The following is a 20,685-nucleotide window of genomic DNA, read 5'->3' as shown; positions in this document are numbered from 1 at the left end:
ACTACCCCCCCCCTCTTGGGTCGGCCTTCTTTTTTTTTTTTTTGGGGGGGGTGGGGGGGGGGGGGTGGGGGGGGGGCGGGGGGGGGGGGGGGGGGGGGCCGCCCGCCGGCCCCCCCCCCGCCACGGCAGGGTCTAAGTCCGCTCGGCGGACACCGAATCGGCGCCGGCCTGGCGGCGGCCGGGAACCGGAACGGGGGTCGGACCGAACGGCCGGGCCAGGTTACGCCCGCGCGTCTCCTTGGCGGCAAGGACGGTCACGCTCGTGATCACCGCTGCCGCGGCGAGGTAGACAGAGATCGGCAGGGAGGAGCCGTAGTCGTCGAGCAGGGCCACCGCGATGATCGGGGCGAGGGCCCCGCCGATGATCGAGGCGAGCTGGGAGCCCATCGAGGCGCCGGAGTAGCGGACCTTGGTGTCGAACATCTCGGAGATGAACGCCGCCTGGGGTCCGTACATCGCACCGTGGAACAGCAGCCCGACGGTGACGGCGGCGGCGATGACCGGGAACGATCTGGAGTCGAGCATCGCGAAGAACGCGAACGCCCAGCCGGTCATCCCGATGGATCCGATGAGCGTGACGGGACGGCGGCCGATCCGGTCCGAGAGCGCTCCCCACGCCGGGATGGTGACGAAATGGACGGCGGAGCCGATCAGTACGGCGTTCAGGCCGTTGCTCTTGGACAGCCCCAGATGGGCGGTGACGTAGACGAGCAGGAAGGCGGTGAGGATGTAGTAGGAGACGTTCTCGCCGAGACGGGTGCCTACCGCGGTGAGGACTCCTCGCCAGTTCGTACGGAGCACCTCCACCACCGGCGGCTTCTCCTTGGCGCCGGCGGCAGCCTGTTCGGCCGCCTTGGCCCGGGCTTCGAGGAAGAGCGGGGATTCGGACACCGACACGCGGATCCACAGGCCGATCACCACGAGCACACCGGAGAGCAGGAACGGGATCCGCCAGCCCCAGGCGAGGAAGGCCTCGTCGGACTGGACGGCGGCCAGCAGGGCGAGGACGCCGGTGGCGAGCAGGTTGCCGCCGGGAGCGCCGGCCTGGGGCCATGAGGCCCAGAAGCCGCGGTTCGCGTCGTCACCGTGCTCGGAGACCAGCAGGACCGCGCCGCCCCACTCGCCGCCGAGCGCGAAGCCCTGGACCAGGCGCAGCAGCGTGAGCAGGACCGGTGCGCCGACGCCGATGCTCGCGTGGGTGGGGAGCAGGCCCATGGCGAAGGTGGCGCCGCCCATCATGAGCAGGCTGAGCACGAGCAGCTTCTTGCGGCCGATCTTGTCTCCGTAGTGGCCGAAGACCACGCCGCCGAGCGGGCGGGCCGCGAAGCCGATCGCGTAGGTGAGGAAGGCGAGGAGCGTGCCGACCAGCGGCTCGCTGCTGGGGAAGAACAGCTTGTTGAAGACGAGCGCGGCGGCGGAGCCGTAGAGGAAGAAGTCGTACCACTCGATGGTGGTGCCGATCAGGCTTGCGCTGATGATTCGCGCGATGCCCGACCGGGACGGCGCAGCCGTTGCGGGGGAGACCATGTGCACCACTTCCAGGTGGTCGCGGGGGACGTTCCGTGTCGGCACAACGTAGAAGTCAGCTGGTCAGCGGCATATGTGGTCGACCATCACAATCAGGCAACCACTCATGTGCCGGGCGACCACACCGCCGGGGGCCGAGCCTCCCGGCGCCCTTGACGGAGGGCGGCAGGCCAAAAGGTCTGGAGCCGGCGGGACGCGCATCCCGTCAACTTCCGGCCGTCAACTCCCGGCCGTCAGCTTGCGGCAGCCGCGCCGAACTCGGTGGTGAGGATGCCGTCGAAGACGGCCAGGCCGCTCCAGTCGCCGTTGACCTGGCTGGTGAGCACGTGCGTGCCGTCACGGGAGCCCATGGCACAGGTCCACGAGCCGTACGTCGCGCCCGCGTTGCCCCAGACGGTGACGCCGGACGGCAGTGACCAGGAGAACACGCCCAGGCCGTACCGGGTGCCCGGGATCCACGGGGCGGGTCCCGTGGTGTCGACGGTGGTGAACATCTCCCGCTGCTGTTCGGCGGGCAGCAGGTGACCTTGGAGCAGTGCGCCGAAGAAGCGCTGCAGGTCACCCGTGGTCGAGATGATGCCACCGGCCGCCCACGCGAAGGACTGGTTCATCTCGGTCGCGTCGTGGACCTCGGGCCGGGCATCGGAGGCGAAGAGGGTGGAGTAGTGCCGGGGGTGCGGCCCTCGGATCGCCGGTTCCGTGCCAGGCAGGTAGGTCCCGGTCAGCCCCAGAGGCTGGACGATCCGCTGGGTGAGCGCTTCACCGAACGTCCCGCCCGTGACCTTCTCGACGATCAGGGCGGCCAGGAAGTAGTTGGTGTTGGAGTAGAGGAAGGCGTCCCCCGCAGCGAAGGGCGGCGGGGTGGCCAGACCGATCCTGATCAACTGCTCGGGGGCGTAGGTGTCGTAGCGGTGCTGGAACCAGGCCGCGCCGATGCCCCTCTGGAAGAACTCCGCGTCGTTGCCGTAGTTGAAGATGCCGCTGGTGTGGTTGAGCAGCTGCCGGATGGTGATCGTACGGCCGTCGTAGCCGTTGCCCGCCACCATCCCGGGCAGCCACTGCTCCATCGTGTCGTCGAGTCCCAGCCGGCCTTCGGCCGCCAGTTGCAGGACGAGCGTGGCGGTGAACGCCTTCGTCGTGCTCCCGATCCGGAACCGCTCGGACGGCCGGCGTTTCGCCCCGGTCCGGGTGTCGGAGACTCCTGCCGAGCCGAACCACGCGCCACGGCCGTCGCGTACTTCGACGACGATGCCGGGAGCACCGCCCGGGGCGGCGGCGCGGTCCAGGACGTCCTGCACGGCGGAGCGGTCGGGGGTGGTCGCGATGGCCGCTGCGGGGACCGTCGGCGTGCCTTCTGTGGTCGCCTCGGCGGAAAAGGGGCTGGTCATGTTGGTCTTCCTTTCAGGACTTCGGTTCGTCGGATCAGGGAAGTGGCGTCAACGCGCCAGGTGGGAAAGCTCAGGAATCCCGGCCTGTTGGGCTGCGGCGGGCTGGGCCGTGGCGCGCTGGGCGGTCACGATCACTCGTGCGGTGGTCCCCACCGTGAGCAGCAGCACCGCGGCGAGGGCGAGGAGGGTGGCGGTGTCCGGGTGGATCAGGGACTGTCCGCGCCACGCCTGCCAGGTCACCACCGCGACCAGCCCCGTGTAGCCGAGGGCGGCAGTGCCGACCAGGCGGGCCCGTACCTTCTCGTCGCGAAGCCAGACGCGCTCGGCGGCCAGGGCGGCCAGTACCGCGGTGATCAGGAGGAGCACCTGGATGCCGTGCAGGGCGAAGAAGTGCGGTACCCGGAAGTCGCCGCCGGTCACGCTCCAGTTGGTGAGGGGCATGCCGTGGCCGTCAGGGTCACCGATGCCGTGGCCCTGGTACATCTGCACGGAGTGGCCGTTGGCGTCGGTCACCGTACGGGAGTGGATCTCGGTGACCATCCAGAAGACCGGCACGACCATGCCGAAGGTGGCGAGCGCGAGACCGGCGCGGATGGCACGGTTCAGCGCCGCTCCGCCCGTGCGCTGGATCAGGACGACGACCGCGAGGATCAACTGCGCGATGACGATGACCATCACGCCGGAGGTGAGGAGAGGGACCAGAGCGAGGGTGACCGGGTCGGTCTGGTCCGCGTTGAAGTGGCTGAAGGTGCCGCGCGCCGCCTGGGCGGTGATGGCGCCCACCTCCACGGTGGCGGCCACCGCGAAGACGGTACCCAGCCATCGTCCCAGCCGCCTGCCCCTGGTCAGCTTGGTCAGCAGCCATGCCAGCGTGCCCGCGTAGAGGCCGAAGGCGAAGCCGAACTTGAGCGGCTTCACCCACACCGACTCGTCCAGCAGCGTCCGTCCGTCGACGACGGTACCGACGCCGGAGACGAGCACCAGGACGAACATGAGGGCGGCGCAGACCGTCAGCGGCCGGTGCCAGGCGCGCACGGGGGCGAGGAAGGACGTCATGAGGGCTCCGATCAGAGCGACGAGCAGCCCTCGTCCGGGCCTGCTCGGATCACATCGCTTGTTCGCGAATGACTAAAAGCTAAATTGCTTTCACTCTTCCGTCAATCAAAAAGGCGATACAGCGCGCAAATACGCAGGTCAAAGCAGGGAACTCTTGCAATGACAGTGAAGACGAATGCAAATGAAGGCTCGCAGGATTTGCAATGAACTGGCCGTGAAAGCAATACTGGCCACACGCGCGGACCTGACACGGAGGCAATGCCGATGCCTGGAGGCAGACTGACCCACCACGAGCGACTGGAGATCGCCGAGGGGTTGAGGGAAGGACTCAGCTACACCGACGTCGCCGGGCGCCTGGGCAGGCCCGTCTCCACCGTCACCCGGGAGGTGGCCCGCAACGGCGGCCCCGCCGCCTATCGGGCCGACGCGGCCCATCGCGCCACCACGGGGCGCGCCCGCCGCCGCAAGCAGTACCCGGCCCCGGCCGCCTCACCGACCGCGAGCGACGCACACGGACGCGACCCGGAGGCTGTCCTCGAACTGGAGGAACAGTTCACGGCGATGATGGTCGGAACGGGTCTCCCCCGGATGACCGCCCGAGTACTGACGTGCCTGTACGTCACCGACGGAGGCAGCCTGACCGCCGCCGAGCTCGCTCAACGCCTCCAGGTCAGCCCCGCGTCGGTCTCCAAGGCCGTCGGCGAACTCGAACAGCAGGAACTCATCAGGCGCGAGCGCGACACGGGCCGGCGACGCGACCGGTACGTCATCGACGCCGATGCCTGGTTCCGCGGCTGGATGGCCAGCGCCCGTCAGAACACCCTGCTGGCCGACTTCGCCCTTCGCGGCGCCCAGGTCCTCGGCACCGCGACACCCGCCGGCACCCGGATGCAGGACATCGGCCACTTCTTCGAGCACGTCGGCCGGGCCATGATCCGGGCGGCCGAGGAATGGCGGCAGGACGATGCCGCGAGGCGAAACGCATCCGACTGAGACGTTGGAGAGCGGCACGACGGGCCACCCGTTCCCCTCGGACGGAACCGCTCCCCCGTGCGGGGGACGCGGTCAGCCCGCTCCGACGAGCAGGACGGCGAGGGCGAGCAGCAGGAGCAGGAGGATCACGCCCAGGCACGAGAAGGCGAGGACCTTCGCCGTGCTGTGCTTCGGCGGCGGGGGCGTCCGCCAGCGCGGACCGGGCTGCTGCTGTGACATGGGTCCAGGGTCCGACAGCCCGGGCGTCGCCGCATCCGCGCCGGCGGACGGGGGCCTACTGGTGCTTCCGGCCCGTTCCCTTCCGGGGTTCGGGAGCGATGAGGGCCGTCATGCCGGGGTCCAGCTCGTAACCGTCGACGAGCAGGGCCTCGACCGTGCGCGAGGCCGGGTCGATGTCGGCCTCCATCCCCTCCCCGGTGTAGCGGGGGTAGCCGGAAGCGCCCGTGGCGCCGGTCGCCTCCACCACGGCCGACCTCAGGGGATGGTCCTCCTGGGGCTCGGGCGCGCCGCTCCGGTTCTTGACGTGCTCGGGCACCAACAGGATTTCGAAGCGCTGCGGCTCGGTGGTCATGGCCCGACGCTAGACACCGTTACTCGGGGCATGCAAGAACCCGTACGCTCTGTGAGGACTACGGCGGGCAAAAGTCACGAGGTCGGCTCTGTGGCAGGTCGGCATCGGACGGAACAAGGACACCATGAGCAGCGCTTCCCCGGACAAGATCCTTCTCGTGGCGAAGGACCGTACGCTCCGGACGCTGCTGGAGCGCCTCCTCGTGGGCGGGGGCTTCGCGGTGGTCGACGGCGGGACCGGGGCGGACACCGTGGCCCTGCTGGAGAGTGCCGGTCCGATCGCCCTGGTGGTCTGCGAGCGCACCGGGCCGGGGCTGGACGAGGTCGCGCTGTTCGAGGAGATCCGCCGGTCCCCCGGTCACGGGCGGGTGCCGATCCTCGCGCTGCCGCCCGCGGACCCGGAGTGCACGGCCCGCGCGCTGGAGGCCGGGGTGGACGACTGCCTCGCGAAGCCGTTCCATCCGAAGGAGTTCCTGACCCGCGTCGAGCGCTTGGCGCGCCCCACGGCCCGGGGCAATACGCCTTAGGGGTCGCGCAGACAGGCGCGGCGACGGCACCCCGGTAACAGCACAGGCACAGGTCTTGGTGATCACGGAGCTGCGGCACTCCGTGATCACCGGGGAGACCTGTGCCCGTACGTCCCTCATGGCTGACCGAACCGTCTTGGGGTCAATTCGGCGCCGGGCTGCCAGGTCGCCCGGGCCCGAGCCGAAAGCGGACACCGAGGCCGGATCGGGGCTGATGGTCACCACCGTGTCCGCGCCCACGGCCGCCAGCTGCTGGTTGAGTGGCTCGCGGGGAAACAGGTGGGCCATCGGCTCGACCACGACCAGCGCGCGGGCTCGCGAGCATGCCGACGCGGCGCCTGGCCTCGCCGGGTTCCAGGCTGCGGTCGCCCAGTACGGCGAACACCTCGCCCATCCGCCCGGGGTCCGCCTTGAGCCGGTGAGCATCCGGGCGAGCCGAAGTCGCGAGTCGCCCCGGGTTCTGCCCAGTGGCGAGCAGCGCTCCGACGATCGCGCCGGCCGACGTCCCGACGATCGGGTCGGCCTCGCCCAGATCCACGCCATCGCGGTGCAACCCATAGGCCAGCCCGGCCATCCAGGCCGCGCCGACGTGACCCCCGGGACCCAGGACGAGCGCTCGGGGAGCAAGTGGCGCCACGCCCGGGCGGCGCCGCCCCGGCCAGGGACGGAAGCCGATCCGATGTCAGGGCCGGGAAAGCCCGCCGAGTCAGTCAGCGATGCCGGGACCGCGTCGGACGGGCTGATGCCCGGCTCCGCCCGAAGGTTGGCGTCTGGTCATGGTCGGCAGTTCGGTGCCGTGCATCGCAAGGCGGAGGGGCGCCTGAGTACTGGACGTACGTGGGCGCCCCGCCAACGCGGCGAGGTGCGGTGCCTGGGGGTACCTCCCAGCGGTAGCTGGGGGAGCGTCGCAGGCCAGGCGCTACCGTGACGACAGGGCCTGGGCCGGGCGGTAGCCCCGGGCGTCCACCAGTCTGCGGAGGAGTCCGGTGAAGGCGCGCGCCGCCGGGCTCTCGTAGGCGCTCTCCCGGCGCAGCAGGACGACCGTCCGGGGCGGGATGGCCGGGTCCAGGGGGACAGGGCGCAGGTGCGGGTGGTCGTCGGTGACGGCGTCCGGCAGGACGGTGGCCAGGGGGGTGCGCCGGACGATCTCGGTGAGGGCCTGGACGGAGTTCGCCTCCACGGCGACGTCGGGCCGCACCCCTTGGGCGGAAAGGTACGCGTCGACGTGTCCGCGGGTGGCGAAGTCCCCGCTGAGCAGGGCCAGTCGGCGCCCGGCCAGGTCCCATACGGGGAGCGGTTCACCGGCGGGCGGGCGGTCTCCCGTTCCGTCGGCGGCCATGACCAGGCCGAGGGTCTCGGTGAACAGCGGGGCCGCGGCGATGCCGGGCAGGTGCGCCCGGTCGAAGGCGAGGCCGAGGTCGTGGTCGTCGGCGAGCAGCCCGGCCTCGATGCGGTCCTGGGCCGTCTCGCGGACCTCGACGGTGATGCCGGGGTGGTCGGCGTGGAGTGCGGCGGTGAGCGGGCCGACGAGGTACGCGGTGAAGGTGGGGGTCAGCGCGAGGCGCAGGTGGCCGCGGGAGAGGTCGGCCAGGTCCGTCACGGCCCGTTCGGCCGCCGCCAGGTCCCGTAGGGCGCCGCGCGCGTAGCGGACGTACGTGGCGCCCGCGTCGGTGAGCCGGACGGCGCGGCCCGTGCGGTCCAACAACTGTGCTCCCACGGTGCGTTCGAGTTGCCGGACCTGCTGGGACAGGGTGGGCTGGGAGATCCGCAGCTCCTCGGCGGCGCGGGTGAAGCTGCCGTGGTCGGCGACGGCGATCAGATAGCGCAGGTGACGCAGTTCCAGAGCCATGGCGGCAACTATAGATGACATCAATAAGAGGCATGGATATTGCGTCTTGGACACAATAGATGCAGCTCATGCATGGTGGAACACGTCAAGCCCCACCGGGCGCACCCCACCAGAGGGAGTGACCATGCACGATCTTTCGGACGGCCTCGCTGACGACCTCGCGGACGGCGTCGCACGCTTTCAGCAGGAGGTGTTCCCGGCGAAGGCACGGCTCTTCGCCGAGCTCGCCGAAGCCCACCGGCCGGCGACCCTGTTCATCGGCTGCTCGGACGCCCGCGTGGTGCCGGAGCTGATCACACAGAGCGAGCCGGGCGAGCTGTTCGTCATCCGCACCGCCGGAAATCTGGTGCCCGCCTACGCACCTGGCCCGGACGGGGTGACGGCCAGCATCGAGTACGCCGTCGCCGTCCTCGGCGTCACTGCGATCGTCGTGTGCGGGCACTCCGCCTGCGGGGCGATGACGGCCCTCGCCGAGGGCACGGATCTGAGTGCCGCCTCATCGGTCGCCCGCTGGCTGCGGCACGCGGACGCCTCGGTGGCCCGCACGGCGGGCGCCGGGCCCGAACGGGTGGCCGCGCTGGTCCGCGAGAACGTACGCGCCCAGCTGGCGAACCTGGCCACGCACCCGGCGGTCGCCCGCGCCACGGCGGAAGGGCGGCTCGCCCTGCGGGGCTGGGTCTACGACATCCCCACCGGCGGTGTCGCGGAGGTATCCGGTCCGTCGGCCGCCGTCGCTGTCTGAGCGGCCCCACCCCGGCTCCCGCCCGTTCCCCGTTCCCCTGCTCTTCCCGTTCCCCGTTCCCCAACCCCCTCCTCGTCCCCCGTTCCCGTCCCCGAAAGGACGTCTCCTGATGCCGCACGCCCAGTTCGACCCCACCGCCCGCCAGGCCCTCGCCGTCGCCGTGGTCGAGGCCAAGACCCGCAAGGACCTCTCCTGGCAGCAGCTCGCGGACTCCGCCGGCCTGTCGGTCGCCTTCGTGACCGCCGCGCTGCTGGGCCAGCATCCCCTGCCCGAGTCCGCGGCGAGGCCGGTCGCAGCGCTGCTGGGCCTGGACGAGGACGCGGTCGCGCTCCTGCAGACGATCCCGACCCGCGGCCCGGTCCCCGGCGGCCTCCCGACCGACCCGACGATCTACCGCTTCCACGAGATGCTCCAGGTGTACGGAACCACTCTGAAGGCCCTGGTCCACGAGCAGTTCGGGGACGGCATCATCAGCGCGATCAACTTCAAGCTGGACGTCCGGAAGGTCGCCGACCCCGAGGGCGGCGAACGCGCGGTCATCACCCTCGACGGCAAGTACCTTCCGACCAGGCCCTTCTGACAGACCGGCACGACGCCGGAGCGCGCCGACACGCCGGACGCGCCGGAACGGCGGAGAGCCTCCCGTCCGGTGGGACGGGAGGCTCTCCGCATGAGGACCGGTGCCCGGCTCGACGGCCTCTCGGCCGCCGCACGCCTGCGGAAGGGGTCGGATCCGCGGATCCGGGTGGAACAAGCCGGGGCCCCGTGGGCACTCGCGCAGGCGTCGGAGGCCCCGGCTCGCGGTGGGGACTGCGTCAGCTGCCCTGCGAAATGTTGCCCGAGAGGACCGGGATGTTGTCCAGGATGTGCGAGAGCGGCTCGTCACCCTTGGCCTGGGTGGAGTTCTCGGTGCACTGCTGGTTCTGCGGGTTCGACAGGACGTTGATGTCCTGGACACCGATGTTGACGAGGGCGAGGATCGACTGCGCGTTGACCTTGGCCGGCAGACCGATGCAGGGCTTGTTCAGCGTGCCCTGAACCAGGCCGAGCTGCGGGCTCAGGTCACCGTGGGTCTTCTGGTTGCCGTAGATCTGCTGGGAACCGTTGCCGTTGACGGTGTTGACCCCGTTGTCGTTGCCGATGGCCATAGCCGGGGCGGCCACGGCGGCGCCCGCGCCGACGATGGAAGCGGTGACGGCGGCGGTGGCCATAATCTTCTTGATCATCATGGGTCTTTCTGTGTGCACGAGTGCATGGGGGTGAGCGCCTTGATCAACGGCCGGACGCGCCGCAGGTTCCGCCGGTTCACCCGAACAGCCCCTGGCCGGGTCCTTCACGGTCGCGCACCGTCACGGACGGCCACGCTCAGATCGACCACGTAGTGCTCGTCGACGAGGCCGTCCGGGAACCGGCCCATGAGCAAGGTCCGTTCGTCGGCGAGGAAGGCGTCGGTGCCGGGCTCGCCGATGAGGAACAGGGAGTGCGTGGACAGCTTCGCCAGATGCGTGTCGACCGGGACGCGGCGCGACCAGGAAAGGCGGCGGGTGGTGAAGCGCAGTTCCCCCTGCGAGCGGGCCCGCTCGTTGATGTACCAGCCCGGGCCGAACCGCTTCTCGATGCGGTCCTGCTGCTCGGAGATCCATTCGACGGAGACGTCCGGATCGTTCGACCAGACCGCCAGCGCCCCGCCGGGGCGCAGCACGCGCAGCGCCTCGGGGACCGAGCGGGCGGGGTCGGTCCAGTGCCAGGACTGCGCGTAGGTCAACAGGTCCACCGAGCCTGTGGCGAGGGGCAGCCGGTTGCCGTCGCCACGCACGAGCGGAGTCCGCGGATTGCGGCGGCGGAACTCGGCGGCCATGCCCTCGCCCGGCTCCACCGCGATCACGCGGGCCCCGCCCGCCTCCAGCAGGGCGGTGGCGATGCCCGTGCCCGCCCCGACGTCGGCGACCCGCGCCCCGGCCGGCGGGAACCCTGCCAGATCCGCCAGAGCGGTGAGGAGCGCGGGCGGGTACGTGGGGCGGTGGTCCGCGTAGCGGGCGGCCGCGGCGCTGAACGAACGAGCACGGGATCCGGTCGTCATACCGTCCATGATGCCGAGGGACCGCGGGTCCCGGCAGGGGGTGTGGCTTGTACGGTACGTGGGCGGGACGCGGAGAGGCGGGTTGCGCAATGGCGCGGGCACGGTACGTCACGGAACTGGCAGAGGCGTTGGAGCGGTACGCGGACCGGCCCGCCCTCGGTGTGGGGCCCGCCGTCATGACGTACGCGGACGTACGGGAGGAGACCTGGCGCCTCGCGGGAACCCTCGCGGAGGCGGGGGTCGGGCGCGGGTCGGGGCTGGCCTGCGTGGCGGGCGGGAACCGGCCCGAGGTGCTGCTGGTGCGGCTCGCCGCGCACCTCCTGGGCGCGCGGCTGACCCAGGTCCTCGCCGGACCGGCCCTGCACGGGCTGGAGTTCATCCTGCGGGACTGCCGGCCGGACCTGGTGCTGCACGACGTCCCGGTGCCCGACACGGGTACGCCCCGGCTGGGCCTGGACGAGGTGATGCGGCGGGCGGCGGACCGTGAGGCGACGGCGGTGGCCGTGCGGGCACGGGAGGACGACGTGGCCCGGGTGACCTACACCGGCGGCACCACGGGGCTGCCCAAGGGTGTCGCCTCCACCTTCGGCGCGATGGCCGCGCGCAACACCGTACGGGCGGCCGGGTGGGCTGAACCGGTCTACCTGTCGGTCACCTCGCTCGCCCAGAGGTCCGGCGGGCGCTCCCTGGAACAGCTGCGGGCGGGAGGCAGGGTGGAGGTTCTCGACCCCTTCGGGCCACGGCAGTTCGCCGCGGCCTGCCGGCGCCTGGGGCGGGTGTCGACGTACCTGACGACCTCGATGGTGTACCGGCTGCTGGACGACCCCCGGACCGCCGCGGGTGTGCCGGGGCTGGAGGTGATCTCGTACGGAGACTCGCCCGTCCTGCCCTCCCGGCTGCGCGAGGCGGTGACCCGCTGGGGCGGGCGGTGGCAGCAGGGCTACGGCATGAACGAGGCGGCGGTGATCTGCCGCCTCACGCCCGCGGACCACGAGGCGGCGGTGACGGACCGGCCGGAGCTGCTGGCCTCCGTGGGGCGGCCCGTGGCGGGGGTGGAGGTCGAGGTGCGCGACGGGGACGGGACCGCGGTGGACGTCGGGCGCACCGGGGAGGTGTGGATGCGGTCGGCGGCGATGATGGCCGGGTACTGGGGCAGGCCCGGCCTGACGGCGTCGGTCCTGCGGGACGGTTGGCTGCGGACGGGGGACCTCGGGCACCTCGGCGAGGACGGCTACCTGTTCCTCGACGACCGGGTCAAGGACGTGGTGATGGTCGACGGGGACAACGTGTACTGCGTGCCCGTGGAGGCCGCCCTCGCCCGGCATCCGGCCGTGGCCGAGGCGGTGGTGGTCGGCCGGCACAGCGATCTGACGGGCGAGGAGGTGTGCGCCTTCCTGGTGGCGGCGCCTGGGTGCGCGCCCGGCGCCGAGGCGGCGGCCGAGGCCTGCGCCCTGGTCGGGCGGGAGCTGTCTCCCGCACACCGGCCGACCGCGGTGTTCTGGGAGGAGGCGATCCCGCTGACCGCCCGGGGGAAGCCGGACAAGCGCCGCCTGCGGGACCGCGCGGCCGGTGCAGGGCGCTGACCCCTCGCGGCGTAGGTCCGGACCTCCCGCATCAGCGGGGGCGAGGCCGGACTGCTCGGTTTCGCGCCGGATGAGGAGGGTGACCGCGCCGGCGGCGGGGACCCCGTGGGCGGCGGTGCCGGTGCCGGCACCGGGGCCGGGGCCGCCGGTCCAGCCGTGACGGCCGGGCACGTTCGGAGCGGCGCGAGGGCGGCGGGAATTCACCGGTCCGAGACGGCACAGCACGGCACGGCACGCCACACCGCGATCGGCGGAGACGGCGGGCGGCGGCGGGTTGGACGGTGGGCCGATGGGTGGTGGGTGGTGGGTGGTGGGTGGTGGGCCCGCTACGCCGCGGGGACGACCGACGCTCGTATCGCGGAGGCCCACTCCGCCAGCAGCATCGCGTGCCGCACGCGCTCGGCGTCGGACAGGCGGCCGTCCGCGCGGGCGAAGAGGCGGCGGATATCCGCGTTGATCTCGGCGAGGGGACGCTCGGGGGCGAGGTTGTCAGGGGTCGGGCTCACGTGATCAAGAATAGACGGGGGGTCCGACAACCGTGGCGGGCGTCCGGCATGCGGACGCCGGCTTCCGGATCGCGGATGGGGCGGGTGTCACTTCTCGGTTTCGGGGGCGTCGCCCACGGGATGGACGACGATCGGGTAGGTGGGCGCACCCTCGGGGACCGGGCAGGCCTGGGCGCGGGCGGCGATCTCGGTGGCCCGGCCGAAGTCGGGGACGTCGACGATCCAGTAGCCGGCGATGACCGCACTCGTCTCCCCGTACGGCACGTCGGACACCACCGGGGCGCCGTTGGCGTCTGCGGTCACCAGACGGGCCTGGCGGGGCTCGGCCAGTCCCTGCGCGTCGACCAGCTCGCCCGCCGCGGCCAGTTCGTCGTTCAGCGCACCCATGTGGTGGAACATCGCCTTGAGTTCCGCCGCGGACCAGGCCGGGCTGTCGCCGCTCGCCTTGCCGCTCATGGCTTCGTAGTCGGCCTGCTTGCCCAGGACCATCAGCATGTACTTCACGGGGTGCCACTCCTGCCGTTCGTCACGGTTCCTCTCCCTCTGCCCTCCCCCTCGCCCTCGCCCTCGCCCTGCCAACGCGACGTGCCGGGGCGAGGCCGCGCAAGGCCGGCCCCGCCCCGGGAGGGCGGGGCCGGCCGCGCCGCGTCGTCAGTTGTTGGAACCGACCGTGTTGTTGTGGCCCGCGTTGAACACGTCGTCGCCGGCGATCTGGAGCCAGTCACCGAAGACGATGGTGTACGAGTTCTCGAGCGGGGCGTAGACGTTCACGTCGGCGGCGGCCGAGGACGCGCCGCCGAGGACGATCGCGCCGGCGGCGAGGACGGAGAGCAGGGAGCGCACAGAACGCATGGATCCACCTTTTCCGAGGAGCTAGGGGCACCCAAGAACCTAGGGAGGAGTCGGCGCTCTGTCCCGGCACCCGGCCGGTCACGGCCAAGTCCAAGCCGATTGGCGGACGGCCCGGACTCCGGACGGCGCTCCCGCCGGGGCCGATTACGCTGACCCCATGAAGATCATCGACCTCGCACCTGATGACTCGCGGCTGACCGAGGACCTGCTTCCCGTACTGCTCGAACTGCGCCCCCACCTCACCGAGGACCTCTTCCTCTCGATCCTCGCCGAGGGACGGAGCCAGGGGCTGCGCTTCACCGCCGCATATGACGGCGACGGCGTCTGCGTGGGCGCGGCCGGCTGGCGGACCGTCGCGAACACCTACCAGATCCGCAAGCTCTACGTGGACGACCTGGTCACCACCTCGGCCGCCCGCTCCACCGGCGTGGGCCACGCGCTCCTCGCGCACCTCGAGGAGCACGCCCGGGCCGCCGGCTGCACCTCGCTCACCCTGGACTCCGGAACCCAGCGGACCGACGCCCACCGCTTCTACTTCCGTGAACGGATGGCAGTGACCGCGTTCAACTTCGAGAAGCCCCTGACCTGACGCTTTCGCGGCCGTCCCCGTGACCGGACCGTCGCCGCTTCGATGCCCGCCCGGGCTCGTCCGCGCGCTGCGCACCTGTTAGGTTCCGGCCTCAGCCGACCTGACCTGGGGGGACCCGTCTCATGCCCGTATCCGACGGACCTCCCCGGATCCTGAGCGCCGCGACCGCGGCCGCCGTGCTGTTGGCGGGCCTGACCGGCCTGACGGGATGCGGGCAGAAGGACGGCGAGACCCCGGGGGGCGCGTCCCCGACGGCCTCCGCTTCCGGATCGGCGTCCCCGTCGGCCACGCCCACCGGGGCCTCCGCCGCCTCGCCGGCCGTGTCCGCCTCCGCGTCCGCGACAGCCGCCTCCGTGTCCCCCGCGCCCTCGGCCCCGGCCACGACCCCGCCCGCGCCGCCCGCCGCCCCGACCCGGCTGAAGGTCGCGGTCGACACCCGGGGCGGCGGACTCGCCCTCGTACGCGGCGGCCCGGCGCAGGAGTTCACCGTCACCCTGCGGAACGGCAACTCCGCCGAGTACCGGCACCTGCTGGTCGCCTTCCAGATGGAGAGCCTCGTCGGCGCACCGGGCGAGCTGCCGGGCTCTGGTCCGGGCTTCCTGCTGGAGCGCTTCGACCAGGCCTCGGGCAGCTGGCGCGCGGCGGCGCTGCGCATCGCCAACGACCGCATGCCGGAAGCGATGTACACCGGCGGCGGCCCGCTCGCCCGCGAGGGCGTGCGCGTGGAGCGCTATCGGCTGCGCGCGACGGCGGGCGGCCCGGCGGGCAGCAGCCCGCTGGTGGTGTCCTTCATCGACACGGACACCGACGAGGAGGCCACGGCCCGGGTGCCCCTCGCCCACACCACGCGTTAGACGCGGTTGGCGCGCTGTTCACGACGGATGACGGCGGCGGCCCGGGCGGTGACGTGTCCGGGCGGTGACGTGTCCGGGCGGTCTCCGGGCGCCGCGGACCTGCTGGCCGCCGCGTGCAACCGCGGTCTCGCCCTCCGCGGCGCGGCGGCGCGGGGTGTGCGCGTTCGCGGGCGGCGCCGTGGCCGGGAGGCCGGTGTGGACGCCCCCCTGGCCGGTCACGCCGGGCCGGGCCCGGCTCGGCCACCGTGCCGGCAGCCCGGGAAGGATTCCTCCGGTGCACCCGGGCTGGCCGGAGGGCGGGCGTACGCGTGACCGCGGCCGGACTCACCCGCCGCGCGGGGCGGAGGGCGCTCGCCGGGTTTTGAGGGGCCGCCGTGGAGGGGGCGGGTCAACGAGGCGGCGGCGCAGCCCGGTCCCACGCCCCGGCCGGCCTTCGCGCGGAACTTGACCGGTGGGCAGCGGCCGGCGCCGCTGGTGGTCCATGGACCGCTGCAAAGACCCCGCGAGGATCGCCGGCTACCGCTCGCGCGCCCGCGGCGGCTCCTGACGCGGTGCGGCGAGTTCGCCGAGGGAGAGCGCCGCGGTGCGCCAGGCGGCGGTGACGGCCTCGCGGGCCCGTTCCGTCGCCTCCGGGACCCGGTCGGGGAGGTGCAGCGGCGAGCCGATGTGCACGTGGAGGCAGGGCCTGCGCAGCGGGGCGGTGAGGGCCCCGGCGATCTGCTTGGCACGACCGCCGGAGCACAGGCGGCGGGCGCCGGCCTGGCCCACGGGTACGACGGGGGCGCCGGTCGCTGCGGCGAGCCGGGCCAGGCCGCTGCGGAAGGGGCCCGGGGCGGACTCCCCCGCGTCGCGGCGGCCAGGCAGTCGGCCCTCTCCGTAGAGCAGCACGCTGCGGCCCGAGGCGAGGGCGACGGCCGCCGCGTCGAGGGAGTCGGCCGCCCGGTGGGTTCCGCGGTGGACCGCGATGTGCCCTTCGCGCCGCAGCGCGGACCCGAGCAGCGGCACCCGCCACAGCCCGCTGGTCGCCAGGATGACCGGCTCGATCCCGTACCTGCGCAGCGCGGCGACCACCACGGCGGGGTCGGCGAGCGAGGTGTGGTTGGCGACGAGGATGCTGCCGGCGGCGGGCCGCAATCCGGGGTCGGCGGTGACCGTCAGGGTCCCGCAGGCGGGTACGACGGCGGCGGCGATTCGGCTGAGCATGGACGTCCCCGTTCGGGTGGCGCGGTGGTGGTGTCGTCCATGGTCGGCCGCGGCCGCGCAGCGGTCATGAGTAGCCCTACTCACCGTCGGTAGGCGAAGCGACCTGCCCTGGAGGCGGGCTCGTCGCGGACGAGGAATATGACCGAACGGTCACAAGATCCGCGGGGAGGAACGGGCGGGTGCCAGCGGGCATCTAGGTGATCGGCGAGGCTCCGCGGCGGGCCTCGTCCGACGTATCGGCAAGACCGGCGGGCCGCCCGCCACCGCGTGGGCGGTGGCGGACGGCCGTCGGGTGTGAGCGGCAAGGCGGGGCTGGGATGAAGGCGGTAACGGTGGCGGGCGATTCCTCGGAGCGGGCGGAGACCGAGGAGAAGGCCGAGGAGAAGACGGTCCCGGAGGCGGAGCCCGACGCGGTCGTCGAGGAGCGCGCGGAGACCGGACCGCAGGCGGAGGCGGAGGCGGAGGCGTCGGGCAAGCCCCGGTCGGAGGCCGAGACCGAACCGAAGGCCGAGACCGGGCCCGAGGCGGAGGCCGAGACCGAACCGAAGGCCGAGACAGGGCCCGAGGCGGAGGCCGAGGCCGAACCGAAGACCGAGGCGGAGCCCGAAACGGAAGCCGAGCCCGCGGCGGAGACGAAGCCCGAGCCCGAATCGGAGGCCGAGGCCGAGCCGCAGGCCGAGGCCGAGCCGCAGGCCGAGGCCGCCGAGGAATCACCCACCCGTCCCGACACAGCCGAGGACACCGCCCCGGCGGCCGACAGCGCGGACCCGCACGACTCCCTCGTACCCGACGGCGCCGACGAAACGGCCGACGAGACCCCCGAGCAACCGGAGACCAAGCTCAAGCCCGAATCGGAGACCGAAGCCGAGCCCGCGCCCCAGGCTGAAGCCGAGCCGCAGGCCGAGGCCGCCGAGGACTCACCCACCCGTCCCGACACCGCCGAGGACACCGCCCCGGCGGCCAACGGCGCGGACCCGGAGGGCTCCCTCGTACCCGACGGCGCCGACGAAACGGCCGACGAGACCCCCGAGGCTGCGGCCGGGTCTCCCGATGACGCCGAAGCCGAGCCCGACGCTCCGGAGGCCGGGAACGGGAGCGGGAGCGGGAGCGGGAGCGAAGCCGAGCCCGACGGCCCGGAGACCTCCGAGACCACGGCCGCCCCGCAGCCCGACATCGACGGGGACGGGGACGGGGGCGCGACCGGGCCCGGGCCGGGGCCCGAGGCGAAGGACGAGGCCGAGGCGGCGGGCCCGCCCCGGCAGGTCCCCTCCTGGGCGCGGGAGGCCGACAGCGACGCCGAGAAGACCAGCCAGTTCGTCGCGCTCAAGCCGCTGGACCCGCCGTCGCCCACCCCGGCCCCGGCCGAGGCCCGGACCCGCCCCTGGCCCGAGGTCAGGGCGGCAGCCGTCGCGGCCCCGCTGCCCCCGCTGGAAATGCTGGCCGAGCTCACCAACACCCTTCCCCCGACGGAGACCCCCCGCCGGACCGCGCTGCGGCGCGTCAAGGTGTGGACCCCGATCCTGCTGCTCCTCGCGGGCGCGTTCGCCGGCGCCCAGCTGCTGCGCCCCCTGCCCGCGCCGGCCGTCGTCGCCACCGACGCGGACCGCACCCTCGCCGGACAGTTCTCCATCCCCTGGCCCGCCAAGGGACAAGGAGCGGTCCGTGTCCCCGGATCCGGCGACATCGGGACCTTCGGTGAGCAGAAGCCCGTCCCGACGGCCAGCGTCGCCAAGGTGATGACGGCCTACGTCGTCCTCAAGAACCACCCGCTGCGCAAGACCGACCCCGGCCCCTCCATCGAGGTCGACGCGAAGGCCGTGGCGGACGGCACCTCCGAACACGAGTCGCGCATCGAAGGACTCACCGTCGGCACGAAGTTCAGTCAGCAGGACATGCTCAAGATGCTCATGATCCCCTCGGGCAACAACGTCGCCCGCCTGCTGGCGCGCTGGGACACCGGCAGCGACTCCGAGACGGCGTTCGTCGCGAAGATGAACGCCGCCGCCAGGGAACTCGGCATGGGGAGCACCACGTACACCGACCCCAGCGGCCTGGACGCGGGGACCGTCAGCACCGCCGCCGACCAGCTGAAACTGGCCGAGGCGGTCATGAAGGACGAGGCGTTCCGCGCGATCGTCGCCCTGCCCAACGCCACGATCAAGGGGCTGCCCCAGCCCATCCTCAACAACAACGACCTGCTCACGGCCCAGGGCCTGAGCATCAGGGGCATCAAGACCGGGTCCAGCACGCCCGCCGGCGGAACGTTGATGTGGGCGGCGTACAAGTCGGTCGGTGACGAGACCCCGCTGATCCTGGGCACCCTGATGGACCAGCACGTGGACGGTCCGGACCCGGACGGCGGGAACAGCCTGATCCTGGTCAAGGCGAACAGCAAGAAGATCATCGAAGCCGTACGGGAGGCACTCGCGTCGGCCCCGGTCGTCCGCAAGGGCCAGCAGGTGGGGTACGTGGACGACGGCCTCGGTGGGCGCACCCCGCTGGTGGCCACGAAGGACCTGAACGTGATCGGCGTACCGGGCCAGCGGCTGAAGCTCACCCTCCGGACCGGGGCGGCGGCGGTCCCGCACACCGCGAAGGCCGGTTCGGAGATCGGCGTGCTGACGGCCGGCGACGGGGACGGGGCGAAGAGCGTACCGGTGGCGGTCCAGGGCGACCTGGCGGAGCCCTCGTTCGGCACACGGCTCACCCGGCTCGGCTAGGCGTTGTTCTCGGCTCGGACCTGCCCGGCCCGAGCCGAACCGGGTCCTGGCCTGATATCCGCTGGACGGGGGCCGGGGCACGGCACAGACTGCGGTCGGCGCTCACGTGGCGCCGAGGTCGACGGCTATGGGGGGACGCTCGGTGCTGCGCATTCATTTCACCGCCGATGACCTGGCCCGGACCCGGGTGGCCGCCACGGTCGGCGCGGCCACGGAAACCATGTTCGGCTTGAAACTGCTGCGCGGCTGCGCCGCCAACGCCCTGCCCTTCCGCCCCTGGCAATCGATGGCGCGCGGGCGGCTGGGCGTGGAGACCCGCCCGGCGACGAGCCTGCTGGCCGTGGACGGCCCGGACATCGATCTGACGATGCTGATGGGTGACACGCCGTCCATCGAGGAGGGGATCGACAACCTGCTGCGCGCGTCGCCCGACCGGATCCGGACCGAGGTCGAGCACATCGACTTCCATCCCTCGCAGCTGTCGTGGGCCCGGTCCCTGGCGCGGGGCGACCTCGAAGCCCGCCGCCACTTCGCCGCGGGGCTCGCCGCCTGCAACCAGGCGATCGTCGCTCCCTACTGGAGCCGGGCGAGGAGCCACATGGAGGGGGTGCGCGCGAAATTCGCGCGGACGCTGCTCGACGGCGGGGTCGAACGGCTGCTGGAGGGAATGTGCGTGCCGCTGGTGCGGTGGCGTTCGCCCGTTCTGGAGATGAGATACCACCGGGACGTCGACGTCCGCCTCGAGGGGCGGGGGCTCGTGATCGCTCCGACGGTCTTCCTGTGGCGGGACGCGAGGCTGCTGTGGGACCCCGTGGACGCCGGCTCGGCGCCGACGCTCGCCATTCCCACCATCGGCGACGCGGAGGCGGGCGCCGCGCTGTGGGGTGGGGAGGAAGCCGCGGACCAGTCGCTGGGCGCGCTGCTGGGGCGCACCCGGGCGGCCGCGCTGAAGGTGGCCGCCGAAGGGTGCAGCACCACCGAGCCGGCGCGGCGCCTGCACGTCTCGGTGGCGGCGGCCAGCGAGCACGCGACGGTGTTGCGCAACGCCAATCTGATCACCACCAGCCGGCGGGGCAAGTCCGTCGTGCACACCATCACCGCGCTGGGCGCGGAACTGCTGGGAAGCGGAGCGGCCCGCGCATAGCGGCCGGGTGCGGCCGCCGCCCGCCGCTACTGGCGCTTCTCCATCCGGATCGCCTTCTCCAACTCCTTGTGGGCCTGGCCCAATTCGCCCTCCTGCTGTTCCAGGAGGGCGGCGGCGATGGCGTCCAGCTTGCGCTGGATGGCGTGCTCGGCCCTGCGCTCGGAGTTCTTGAGCAGTGCCAGCAGCAGGAGGGCGACGGCGCCCATCGCGTCGCCCGCGAGGTGCTGCCATTCCATCGGCATATGGGCCACGTGGACGGCGACGAAAGCCGCCACGAGGGCCACGCACAGCATGGAGAAGAGGGCGGAACTCGTGAAGTTGGAAGCGAGCTCGGCCAGCTTCTCGAAGCGGCCGATACCCCCGCCGCGCCTCTTCCCCTTCTCCGCCGGATGCTGGAAGCTCATGCCCGGCGTCTGCCCCGGCGAGGCCGGCTCATACCTGTGAAGGGCGTCGAACCACGCGGACGGCCGCGGCCCGGGAGGTGTACCCGGGACCGCGGCCC

23 protein-coding genes are annotated in these 20,685 nt (G+C 72.6%); 9 read left to right on the top strand and 14 right to left on the bottom strand.

The genetic code is table 11. From position 1 onward, the window contains the following. Positions 1 to 132: 132 nt before the first annotated feature. The 3 genes from ACFCZ1_RS08440 to ACFCZ1_RS08430 all read right to left on the bottom strand — a co-directional run bounded on the left by ACFCZ1_RS08440 (position 133) and on the right by ACFCZ1_RS08430 (position 3,971). Positions 133 to 1,527: an MFS transporter gene (locus ACFCZ1_RS08440; protein ID WP_376677710.1), complete on the bottom strand. Its 1,395-nt coding sequence runs from the start codon at positions 1,525 to 1,527 to the stop codon at positions 133 to 135. Positions 1,528 to 1,760: 233 nt separating this feature from the next. Continuing rightward, a complete protein-coding gene (locus ACFCZ1_RS08435; RefSeq protein WP_376677612.1) occupies positions 1,761 to 2,915 on the bottom strand; it encodes a serine hydrolase domain-containing protein in 1,155 nt (384 codons plus the stop codon). Positions 2,916 to 2,963: 48 nt separating this feature from the next. Continuing rightward, positions 2,964 to 3,971 carry a hypothetical protein gene (locus tag ACFCZ1_RS08430; protein WP_376677611.1) on the bottom strand — a complete coding sequence of 336 codons (1,008 nt, stop codon included), beginning with the start codon at positions 3,969 to 3,971 and terminating at the stop codon, positions 2,964 to 2,966. A 264-nt stretch (positions 3,972 to 4,235) separates the two neighbouring features. Between ACFCZ1_RS08430 and ACFCZ1_RS08425 the strand changes: the two genes are divergently transcribed. Beyond that, complete coding sequence (locus ACFCZ1_RS08425; protein WP_376677610.1) at positions 4,236 to 4,964, top strand: DUF480 domain-containing protein; 729 nt, start codon at positions 4,236 to 4,238, stop codon at positions 4,962 to 4,964. Between the two features lie 72 nt (positions 4,965 to 5,036). On the opposite strand, the gene ACFCZ1_RS08420 is transcribed toward ACFCZ1_RS08425, so the two are convergent. Both ACFCZ1_RS08420 and ACFCZ1_RS08415 read right to left on the bottom strand, forming a co-directional pair. Continuing rightward, the gene (locus ACFCZ1_RS08420; protein ID WP_376677609.1) at positions 5,037 to 5,183 is read right to left on the bottom strand and encodes a hypothetical protein; all 147 of its coding nucleotides are present in this window, start codon (positions 5,181 to 5,183) and stop codon (positions 5,037 to 5,039) included. A gap of 55 nt (positions 5,184 to 5,238) precedes the next feature. Next, on the bottom strand, positions 5,239 to 5,535 hold the full coding sequence (locus tag ACFCZ1_RS08415; protein WP_376677608.1) for a hypothetical protein: 297 nt from the start codon (positions 5,533 to 5,535) through the stop codon (positions 5,239 to 5,241). A 124-nt stretch (positions 5,536 to 5,659) separates the two neighbouring features. On the opposite strand from ACFCZ1_RS08415, the gene ACFCZ1_RS08410 reads away from it, so the two are divergent. Next, positions 5,660 to 6,061, top strand: coding sequence for a PleD family two-component system response regulator (locus ACFCZ1_RS08410; RefSeq protein ID WP_376677607.1), 402 nt, complete (start codon positions 5,660 to 5,662; stop codon positions 6,059 to 6,061). Positions 6,062 to 6,203: 142 nt separating this feature from the next. Here the strand turns inward: ACFCZ1_RS08410 and ACFCZ1_RS08405 are convergent, their stop codons facing one another. Continuing rightward, positions 6,204 to 6,698 (bottom strand): patatin-like phospholipase family protein, encoded by a 495-nt coding sequence (locus ACFCZ1_RS08405; protein ID WP_376677606.1) that lies wholly within the window; start codon positions 6,696 to 6,698, stop codon positions 6,204 to 6,206. Positions 6,699 to 6,980: 282 nt separating this feature from the next. Continuing rightward, a complete protein-coding gene (gene cynR / locus ACFCZ1_RS08400) occupies positions 6,981 to 7,910 on the bottom strand; it encodes a transcriptional regulator CynR (RefSeq protein ID WP_376677605.1) in 930 nt (309 codons plus the stop codon). Positions 7,911 to 8,034: 124 nt separating this feature from the next. On the opposite strand from cynR, the gene ACFCZ1_RS08395 reads away from it, so the two are divergent. Together ACFCZ1_RS08395 and cynS are read left to right on the top strand one after the other, a co-directional pair. Next, entirely contained in the window at positions 8,035 to 8,652 is a 618-nt protein-coding gene (locus tag ACFCZ1_RS08395; RefSeq protein ID WP_376677604.1) for a carbonic anhydrase, read from the top strand. A gap of 109 nt (positions 8,653 to 8,761) precedes the next feature. After that, positions 8,762 to 9,232 (top strand): cyanase, encoded by a 471-nt coding sequence (gene cynS / locus ACFCZ1_RS08390; RefSeq protein ID WP_376677603.1) that lies wholly within the window; start codon positions 8,762 to 8,764, stop codon positions 9,230 to 9,232. A gap of 235 nt (positions 9,233 to 9,467) precedes the next feature. Here cynS and ACFCZ1_RS08385 read toward each other — a convergent pair whose 3' ends face one another. Together ACFCZ1_RS08385 and ACFCZ1_RS08380 are read right to left on the bottom strand one after the other, a co-directional pair. Next, positions 9,468 to 9,878 (bottom strand): rodlin, encoded by a 411-nt coding sequence (locus ACFCZ1_RS08385; protein ID WP_376677709.1) that lies wholly within the window; start codon positions 9,876 to 9,878, stop codon positions 9,468 to 9,470. A gap of 107 nt (positions 9,879 to 9,985) precedes the next feature. Next, a complete protein-coding gene (locus ACFCZ1_RS08380) occupies positions 9,986 to 10,732 on the bottom strand; it encodes a class I SAM-dependent methyltransferase (protein WP_376677602.1) in 747 nt (248 codons plus the stop codon). A gap of 89 nt (positions 10,733 to 10,821) precedes the next feature. Between ACFCZ1_RS08380 and ACFCZ1_RS08375 the strand changes: the two genes are divergently transcribed. After that, positions 10,822 to 12,315: an AMP-binding protein gene (locus tag ACFCZ1_RS08375; RefSeq protein ID WP_376677601.1), complete on the top strand. Its 1,494-nt coding sequence runs from the start codon at positions 10,822 to 10,824 to the stop codon at positions 12,313 to 12,315. Positions 12,316 to 12,641: 326 nt separating this feature from the next. On the opposite strand, the gene ACFCZ1_RS08370 is transcribed toward ACFCZ1_RS08375, so the two are convergent. The 3 genes from ACFCZ1_RS08370 to ACFCZ1_RS08360 form a co-directional block, all read right to left on the bottom strand. Beyond that, positions 12,642 to 12,821, bottom strand: coding sequence for a hypothetical protein (locus ACFCZ1_RS08370; protein ID WP_376677600.1), 180 nt, complete (start codon positions 12,819 to 12,821; stop codon positions 12,642 to 12,644). Positions 12,822 to 12,908: 87 nt separating this feature from the next. Then, entirely contained in the window at positions 12,909 to 13,316 is a 408-nt protein-coding gene (locus ACFCZ1_RS08365) for a YciI family protein (protein ID WP_376677708.1), read from the bottom strand. 156 nt (positions 13,317 to 13,472) lie between these two features. Continuing rightward, the gene (locus ACFCZ1_RS08360) at positions 13,473 to 13,673 is read right to left on the bottom strand and encodes a hypothetical protein (RefSeq protein WP_376677599.1); all 201 of its coding nucleotides are present in this window, start codon (positions 13,671 to 13,673) and stop codon (positions 13,473 to 13,475) included. 157 nt (positions 13,674 to 13,830) lie between these two features. On the opposite strand from ACFCZ1_RS08360, the gene ACFCZ1_RS08355 reads away from it, so the two are divergent. Both ACFCZ1_RS08355 and ACFCZ1_RS08350 read left to right on the top strand, forming a co-directional pair. Then, positions 13,831 to 14,262: a GNAT family N-acetyltransferase gene (locus ACFCZ1_RS08355; protein ID WP_376677598.1), complete on the top strand. Its 432-nt coding sequence runs from the start codon at positions 13,831 to 13,833 to the stop codon at positions 14,260 to 14,262. A 122-nt stretch (positions 14,263 to 14,384) separates the two neighbouring features. Then, a complete protein-coding gene (locus ACFCZ1_RS08350) occupies positions 14,385 to 15,116 on the top strand; it encodes a hypothetical protein (RefSeq protein WP_376677597.1) in 732 nt (243 codons plus the stop codon). A 516-nt stretch (positions 15,117 to 15,632) separates the two neighbouring features. On the opposite strand, the gene ACFCZ1_RS08345 is transcribed toward ACFCZ1_RS08350, so the two are convergent. Next, entirely contained in the window at positions 15,633 to 16,319 is a 687-nt protein-coding gene (locus tag ACFCZ1_RS08345; RefSeq protein ID WP_376677596.1) for a lysophospholipid acyltransferase family protein, read from the bottom strand. Positions 16,320 to 16,636: 317 nt separating this feature from the next. Between ACFCZ1_RS08345 and ACFCZ1_RS08340 the strand changes: the two genes are divergently transcribed. Further along, positions 16,637 to 19,039, top strand: a complete 2,403-nt coding sequence (locus ACFCZ1_RS08340) for a serine hydrolase (protein WP_376677595.1) — start codon at positions 16,637 to 16,639, stop codon at positions 19,037 to 19,039. Between the two features lie 127 nt (positions 19,040 to 19,166). Next, the gene (locus tag ACFCZ1_RS08335; RefSeq protein WP_376677594.1) at positions 19,167 to 20,183 is read left to right on the top strand and encodes an ArsR/SmtB family transcription factor; all 1,017 of its coding nucleotides are present in this window, start codon (positions 19,167 to 19,169) and stop codon (positions 20,181 to 20,183) included. A gap of 26 nt (positions 20,184 to 20,209) precedes the next feature. Here the strand turns inward: ACFCZ1_RS08335 and ACFCZ1_RS08330 are convergent, their stop codons facing one another. Then, positions 20,210 to 20,587 (bottom strand): hypothetical protein, encoded by a 378-nt coding sequence (locus ACFCZ1_RS08330; RefSeq protein WP_376677593.1) that lies wholly within the window; start codon positions 20,585 to 20,587, stop codon positions 20,210 to 20,212. Positions 20,588 to 20,685: the final 98 nt, after the last annotated feature.

The organism is Streptomyces sp. NPDC056224 (assembly GCF_042267665.1).
GTDB lineage: Bacteria > Actinomycetota > Actinomycetes > Streptomycetales > Streptomycetaceae > Streptomyces.
The sequence above is the reverse complement of the archived record's forward strand: the minus strand, read 5'-3'. Positions and strand labels throughout refer to the sequence as shown.

Excerpts from the sequence above, each read along its gene's own strand:
- ACFCZ1_RS08440 (WP_376677710.1), bottom strand. The coding sequence starts at position 1,527 with ATGGTCTCCCCCGCAACGGCTGCGCCGTCCCGGTCGGGCATCGCGCGA.
- ACFCZ1_RS08435 (WP_376677612.1), bottom strand. The coding sequence starts at position 2,915 with ATGACCAGCCCCTTTTCCGCCGAGGCGACCACAGAAGGCACGCCGACG.
- ACFCZ1_RS08430 (WP_376677611.1), bottom strand. The coding sequence starts at position 3,971 with ATGACGTCCTTCCTCGCCCCCGTGCGCGCCTGGCACCGGCCGCTGACG.
- ACFCZ1_RS08425 (WP_376677610.1), top strand. The coding sequence starts at position 4,236 with ATGCCTGGAGGCAGACTGACCCACCACGAGCGACTGGAGATCGCCGAG.
- ACFCZ1_RS08420 (WP_376677609.1), bottom strand. The coding sequence starts at position 5,183 with ATGTCACAGCAGCAGCCCGGTCCGCGCTGGCGGACGCCCCCGCCGCCG.
- ACFCZ1_RS08415 (WP_376677608.1), bottom strand. The coding sequence starts at position 5,535 with ATGACCACCGAGCCGCAGCGCTTCGAAATCCTGTTGGTGCCCGAGCAC.
- ACFCZ1_RS08410 (WP_376677607.1), top strand. The coding sequence starts at position 5,660 with ATGAGCAGCGCTTCCCCGGACAAGATCCTTCTCGTGGCGAAGGACCGT.
- cynR (WP_376677605.1), bottom strand. The coding sequence starts at position 7,910 with ATGGCTCTGGAACTGCGTCACCTGCGCTATCTGATCGCCGTCGCCGAC.
- ACFCZ1_RS08395 (WP_376677604.1), top strand. The coding sequence starts at position 8,035 with ATGCACGATCTTTCGGACGGCCTCGCTGACGACCTCGCGGACGGCGTC.
- cynS (WP_376677603.1), top strand. The coding sequence starts at position 8,762 with ATGCCGCACGCCCAGTTCGACCCCACCGCCCGCCAGGCCCTCGCCGTC.
- ACFCZ1_RS08385 (WP_376677709.1), bottom strand. The coding sequence starts at position 9,878 with ATGATCAAGAAGATTATGGCCACCGCCGCCGTCACCGCTTCCATCGTC.
- ACFCZ1_RS08380 (WP_376677602.1), bottom strand. The coding sequence starts at position 10,732 with ATGACGACCGGATCCCGTGCTCGTTCGTTCAGCGCCGCGGCCGCCCGC.
- ACFCZ1_RS08375 (WP_376677601.1), top strand. The coding sequence starts at position 10,822 with ATGGCGCGGGCACGGTACGTCACGGAACTGGCAGAGGCGTTGGAGCGG.
- ACFCZ1_RS08365 (WP_376677708.1), bottom strand. The coding sequence starts at position 13,316 with ATGCTGATGGTCCTGGGCAAGCAGGCCGACTACGAAGCCATGAGCGGC.
- ACFCZ1_RS08360 (WP_376677599.1), bottom strand. The coding sequence starts at position 13,673 with ATGCGTTCTGTGCGCTCCCTGCTCTCCGTCCTCGCCGCCGGCGCGATC.
- ACFCZ1_RS08355 (WP_376677598.1), top strand. The coding sequence starts at position 13,831 with ATGAAGATCATCGACCTCGCACCTGATGACTCGCGGCTGACCGAGGAC.
- ACFCZ1_RS08350 (WP_376677597.1), top strand. The coding sequence starts at position 14,385 with ATGCCCGTATCCGACGGACCTCCCCGGATCCTGAGCGCCGCGACCGCG.
- ACFCZ1_RS08345 (WP_376677596.1), bottom strand. The coding sequence starts at position 16,319 with ATGCTCAGCCGAATCGCCGCCGCCGTCGTACCCGCCTGCGGGACCCTG.
- ACFCZ1_RS08340 (WP_376677595.1), top strand. The coding sequence starts at position 16,637 with ATGAAGGCGGTAACGGTGGCGGGCGATTCCTCGGAGCGGGCGGAGACC.
- ACFCZ1_RS08335 (WP_376677594.1), top strand. The coding sequence starts at position 19,167 with ATGGGGGGACGCTCGGTGCTGCGCATTCATTTCACCGCCGATGACCTG.
- ACFCZ1_RS08330 (WP_376677593.1), bottom strand. The coding sequence starts at position 20,587 with ATGAGCTTCCAGCATCCGGCGGAGAAGGGGAAGAGGCGCGGCGGGGGT.